At 52.5% G+C, this 911-nt stretch carries 1 protein-coding gene; it reads left to right on the top strand.

What is annotated here, in order from left to right:
* Nucleotides 1-911 (top strand): photosystem II D2 protein (photosystem q(a) protein) (psbD, locus tag A4S05_RS36825; RefSeq protein ID WP_218108014.1); only part of this gene is annotated, 911 nt, incomplete at both ends.

The following is a 911-nucleotide window of genomic DNA, read 5'->3' as shown; positions in this document are numbered from 1 at the left end:
TGACCATCGCAGTTGGACGCGCCCCCAGTAGAGGGTGGTTTGACGTTCTAGACGACTGGCTCAAGCGCGATCGCTTCGTATTCGTAGGTTGGTCAGGGATACTATTGTTCCCCTGCGCCTTCCTAGCACTAGGCGGTTGGCTGACCGGCACAACCTTTGTTACGTCTTGGTACACCCACGGATTAGCCTCCTCATACCTAGAAGGTGCTAACTTCCTGACAGTGGCAGTATCCACCCCCGCCGACAGCATGGGACATTCCCTATTGCTGTTGTGGGGCCCAGAAGCCCAAGGCAACCTCACCCGTTGGTTTCAATTGGGTGGTTTGTGGCCATTCGTAGCCCTGCACGGAGCCTTTGGTTTGATTGGCTTCATGTTGCGGCAATTTGAAATTGCCCGTCTGGTAGGTATCCGTCCTTATAACGCCCTCGCCTTCTCAGCTCCCATTGCAGTATTCGTCAGCGTATTCCTGATGTACCCCTTGGGACAATCTAGCTGGTTCTTTGCACCCAGCTTTGGCGTAGCGGCAATTTTCCGGTTCCTACTATTCCTGCAAGGCTTCCACAACTGGACACTCAACCCCTTCCACATGATGGGTGTTGCGGGTGTATTGGGTGGTGCTCTATTGTGCGCCATTCATGGTGCCACAGTGGAAAATACACTGTTTGAAGACGGTGATGGTGCTAACACCTTCCGCGCCTTCAATCCCACCCAGTCTGAAGAAACCTACTCAATGGTGACAGCAAACCGTTTCTGGTCACAGATTTTCGGTATTGCTTTCTCTAACAAACGCTGGTTGCACTTCTTCATGTTGTTCGTGCCAGTCACAGGTTTGTGGATGAGTGCCGTCGGCATCGTCGGTTTAGCACTCAACCTACGGGCTTATGATTTCGTTTCCCAAGAATTACGGGCG

This window comes from Nostoc sp. KVJ20, from assembly GCF_001712795.1.
Taxonomy (GTDB): Bacteria; Cyanobacteriota; Cyanobacteriia; order Cyanobacteriales; family Nostocaceae; genus Nostoc.
Note: the sequence above shows the minus strand (reverse complement) of the source record. Positions and strands in the feature narration are given on the sequence as shown.